The organism is Lactobacillus sp. UMNPBX17 (assembly GCF_002553735.1).
Lineage (GTDB): Bacteria > Bacillota > Bacilli > Lactobacillales > Lactobacillaceae > Lactobacillus > Lactobacillus gallinarum.
The window spans coordinates 1-218 of sequence record NZ_PCYT01000209.1; the positions used below are offsets into that span (position 1 = coordinate 1).

The 218-nt window shown below is 39.9% G+C and carries 1 pseudogene; it reads right to left on the reverse strand.

Going from position 1 to position 218, the window contains the following annotated elements:
- Positions 1-218 (reverse strand): annotated as a pseudogene (locus CP368_RS10550) (hypothetical protein); the annotation flags it as partial.

A 218-nucleotide genomic window follows, 5' to 3' on the forward strand; every position in this document is an offset into this window, starting at 1 on the left:
ACCTTGGTGATTTGTTGCCACTCCTTTTTCTTCAGCTGTAGTCCGCAAAGAATCTTGAAGGTCTGCTACATTACCAGTATCAGTATCTTTTTTGTCGACATTGGTAGGATTTTGCGAAGTTTCATTCGCTTTTGTCTGCTTGCCTTTATCTTTTTCTTCAGCTGTAGTCCGCAAAGAATCTTGAAGGTCTGCTACATTGCCAGTATCAGTATCTTTTT